Genomic DNA, 3,935 nt, shown 5'->3' on the forward strand with positions numbered 1-3,935 from the left:
GGCCCGCGGCTCCACCGCGGGGGGGCCCCGCCGCCGCGGGGGGGGGGCGCCCGGCGGGGGGCGCCCCACCCCGCGCGCGCGCCCGCGGGGGGGGGGGGGGCGCCCCCCCCCCCCCCCCCCCCATTCTTCCCTGTCCTACGCGGTGGCCCACCACACGGTCGTGTCGGCGGTCAGCTCGACCAGGCCGTCGGCGACGGTGACCGGCCCCGAGGCGAGGAGCACCCGGCCGGGGGCGGCGATGCGCACAGCGGTTCCGGTGGTGTTCACGGTGCAGGCGAAGCCCGGCCGGTCGAACCGCAGGATGCCCGGCGGCACCTCGTCGTCCCACACCACGTCGGTGCCGGCGCCGAGGCCCGGCTCCTCGCGGCGCACGGCGAGCGCGGCGCGGTACAGCTCCAGGGTGGAGCCGGCGACGCCGGTCTGCGCCTCGACGCTCAGCTCGCCCCAGCTCTCGGGCTGCGGCAGCCAGCTGCCCCCGCTGCCGAAGCCGTACGAGGAGCCGGTGCGGGTCCACGGGATCGGCACCCGGCAGCCGTCGCGGTAGCCGTCCTGGCCCTGGGCGCGGAAGAACGACGGGTCCTGGCGCACCTCGTCGGGCAGGTCGGTGACGTCGGGCAGGCCGAGCTCCTCGCCCTGGTAGACGTAGGCGGAGCCGGGCAGCGCCAGCATCAGGAGGGTGGCGGCGCGGGCCCGGCGCAGGCCGAGTTCGCGGTCGCCGGGGGTACGGATCTGGGTGCCGAGGCCCGGCGGGTTGGCGTAACGCGTGGCGTGCCGGGTGACGTCGTGGTTGGACAGGACCCAGGTGGCCGGGGCGCCGACGGGGCGCATGGCGTCGAGGGAGCTGTCGATGATGCGGCGCAGCTCCTCGGCCTCCCAGGGGGCGCCCAGGTACTGGAAGTTGAAGGCCTGGTGCAGCTCGTCGGGGCGCACGTAGTTCGCGGTGCGCTCGACGGTCGGAGTCCAGGCCTCGGCGACGAAGATGCGGTCACCGTCGTACTCGTCGAGGATGAGCCGCCACGAGCGGTAGACGGCGTGGACGCCGTCCTGGTCGAAGAACGGCATGACGTCGTTGCCGAGCAGCTTGAGCTGGTCGTGGCCGCCGAGGTCGGGCAGGCCCTCGGCCTTGACCAGGCCGTGGGCGACGTCGATACGGAAGCCGTCGACGCCCATGTCGAGCCAGAACCGCAGGATGGAGCGGAACTCGTCGGCGACGGCCGGGTGCTCCCAGTTCAGGTCGGGCTGCTCGGGGGCGAAGAGGTGCAGGTACCACTCGCCGTCGGGGAGCCGGGTCCAGGCGGGGCCGCCGAAGATGGACTCCCAGTCGTTGGGCGGCAGTTCGCCGTGTGCGCCCTTTCCGGGGCGGAAGTGGTAGCGCTCGCGCAGCGGCGAGCCGGGGCCCTCGGCGACGGCGCGCTTGAACCACTCGTGCTGGTCGGAGGAGTGGTTGGGCACGAGGTCGACGATGACGCGCAGGCCGAGCCCGTGGGCGTCCCGGATGACGGCGTCGGCGTCGAGAAGGGTGCCGTACATGGGGTCGACGGCCCGGTAGTCGGCGACGTCGTAGCCGCCGTCGGCCTGCGGGGAGGCGTAGAACGGGCTCAGCCAGACCGCGTCCACGCCCAGGTCGCGCAGGTACGGCAGGCGCTGCCGGATGCCTTCGAGGTCGCCCGTGCCGTCGCCGTCGCTGTCGGCGAAACTGCGCGGGTACACCTGGTAGATGACGGCGTCGCGCCACCAGTCCGCGGCCTCGCGGGTGGTCGTGGCGCCGGCCGGTGCGGTGTCGGTGGGGTGCTGGCTCATGGTGTCCTTGCTGCGTAAGGAGCTGGCAACTGGTCGGTCGTGGGTGGGGGTTCAGCCCTTGGTGCCGCCTGCCGTGAGGCCGGTGACCAGGTGCTTCTGGACAAGGTAGAAGAAGGCGGTGACCGGGATGGCGATCAACACCGCGGTGGCGGCCATCAGGTTCCACTGGGCGTCGTGCTCGCTGATGAAGCTCTGCAGGCCCACCGCGAAGGTGTACTTGGAGTCGTCGAGCAGGAACGTGGACGCGAAGGGCACCTCGGCGAACGCCGTGATGAAGCTGTAGAACGCGGCGACGGCGATGCCCGGCTTGGCCAGCGGCAGGATGAGCCGCCAGAAGGTGCCGAAGGGGCTCAGTCCGTCGATCCGGCCGGCCTCGTCGATCTCGATCGGGACGGTGTCGAAGTAGCCCTTCATCAGCCAGGTGCAGTAGGGGACGATCGTGGTGCAGTTGACCAGGATGACGCCCTGGTACGTGTCGATGAGGCCCAGCTCCGAGAAGATCTCGTACATCGGCACGATGAGGACGGCGATGGGGAACGCCTGCGTGAGCAGCAGGACCCACATCAGCGGCCGGTAGCCGGGAAAGCGCATGCGGGAGACCGCGTAGCCGGTCGTCGCGGCGAACAGGACTCCGACGAGGGTGGTGCCGAGCGCGATGATCAGCGTCGACTCCATCCACTGGAAGAAGTTGGTGTGCTGCAGCACCTGCGAGTAGTTGGAGAGTGTCGCCTTGCCGGCGATGCCGCCGGGGTGCAGGTAGTCGTCCTTGTCCGGGCCGAAGGACAGGTAGACGAGCCAGACGATCGGGAACAGGGCGATGAGGCTCGCGATGCCGAGGACGCCGTGCGCGACCGCCTTGCCCAGCGGGCCGCGCTCGCCCCGGCGGCGCACCTTGGGTGCCTTGACGGCCGGGCGGTCGTCGTCGGTCGCGGTCTGCGCCGCGGGGATCTGCGGTGCGGTCGTGGTGCTCATGGTGGTGGCTCCTGCGGCGTCAGACGGCGAGCTGCTCATTGCGCTTCAACCAGCGGTAGTAGAAGGTCGTGAAGACGGTGAGGATCGACAGCAGCAGCACGCCGTAGGCGGCGGACTGGGCGAAGTCGCGCGGCTGCTGGCCGAAGCCGAGCCGGTAGGCCCAGGTGACGAGGATCTGGGCGTCCGGCGCCGTGTTGCCGAACAGCAGGAAGATGATGGCGAACTGGTTGAAGGTCCAGATCACGCCGAGGAGCACGACGGTGGAGCTGACCGACCTGAGGCCCGGCAGGGTGATGTGCCGGAAGCGCTGCCAGGCGTTCGCGCCGTCCATCTCGGCGGCCTCGTAGAGCGAGGAGTCGATGGACTGGAGTCCGCCGAGCAGCGAGATCATCATGAACGGGACGCCGCACCAGGTGTTGACGAGGATCGCGGCGATCCGCTGGAACGTGGGGTCCTCCAGCCACTGCGGCTGCGGCAGGTGCAGCGAGCCGAGGGTGGAGTTGATGATCCCGGAGTCCGCGAGCATGATCCGCCACGCGAAGACGGTGACGAAGGTGGGCACCGCCCAGGGCAGGATGAGCAGCAGCCGGTAGAGGGTGCGGCCGCGCATCTTCTCGTTGAGCAGCAGCGCGAGGCCGAGGCCGATGACGTAGTGCAGGGCGACGCAGACGGCCGTCCAGACGACGGTCCAGATGAAGTGGGACCAGAAGCGGTCGTAGGAGGCGGGGCCCCACAGGATGTCGGCGTAGTTGTCGAGGCCGATGAACTGGTAGGTGGCGTCGATGTGGTTGACGCCGATCGTGCGCGCCGAGTTCAGGCTGTTGGCGTCGGTGAGCGTCAGGTAGAAGCCCCGTGCGAGCGGGTAGCCGACGAGGACGCCGAGCACGACGACGACCGGGGCGATCATCGCGTACGCGTACCAGTACTTGCGGTACGAGTCCTTGAGGCGCCGGATCGGTCCGGGGCGCGGCGGGCGGCTCTTGGTGGCCGGTCGTTCGACGGCGAGGGTCATGCGGGCACCTTCTGCATGGGGCGGGGCGGTTCGACGCCGGGTCGCGCCCTCCCCCGTCGGGGCGCGCACCGGCCGCGGGGGCGACCGGGCCCCCGGGGGGCCCTGGGTTATGCCGGGGCCCGCGTGGTGTAAGGCGGCGCGCGGGTGGCGA

Annotated in this window: 3 protein-coding genes; all 3 read right to left on the minus strand. The window is 71.2% G+C overall.

What is annotated here, in order from left to right:
• Positions 1-135 precede the first annotated feature (135 nt).
• The 3 genes from ACFW9D_RS23230 to ACFW9D_RS23240 are packed head-to-tail and all read right to left on the minus strand — an operon-like array spanning position 136 to position 3,784.
• The gene (locus ACFW9D_RS23230) at positions 136-1,800 is read right to left on the minus strand and encodes a glycoside hydrolase family 13 protein (RefSeq protein ID WP_384624361.1); all 1,665 of its coding nucleotides are present in this window, start codon (positions 1,798-1,800) and stop codon (positions 136-138) included.
• A gap of 51 nt (positions 1,801-1,851) precedes the next feature.
• On the minus strand, positions 1,852-2,772 hold the full coding sequence (locus ACFW9D_RS23235) for a sugar ABC transporter permease (RefSeq protein ID WP_384624363.1): 921 nt from the start codon (positions 2,770-2,772) through the stop codon (positions 1,852-1,854).
• 19 nt (positions 2,773-2,791) lie between these two features.
• Positions 2,792-3,784 (minus strand): carbohydrate ABC transporter permease, encoded by a 993-nt coding sequence (locus ACFW9D_RS23240; RefSeq protein ID WP_188340329.1) that lies wholly within the window; start codon positions 3,782-3,784, stop codon positions 2,792-2,794.
• Positions 3,785-3,935 lie beyond the last annotated feature (151 nt).

This window comes from Streptomyces sp. NPDC059524 (assembly GCF_042749255.1).
Lineage (GTDB): Bacteria > Actinomycetota > Actinomycetes > Streptomycetales > Streptomycetaceae > Streptomyces > Streptomyces xanthii.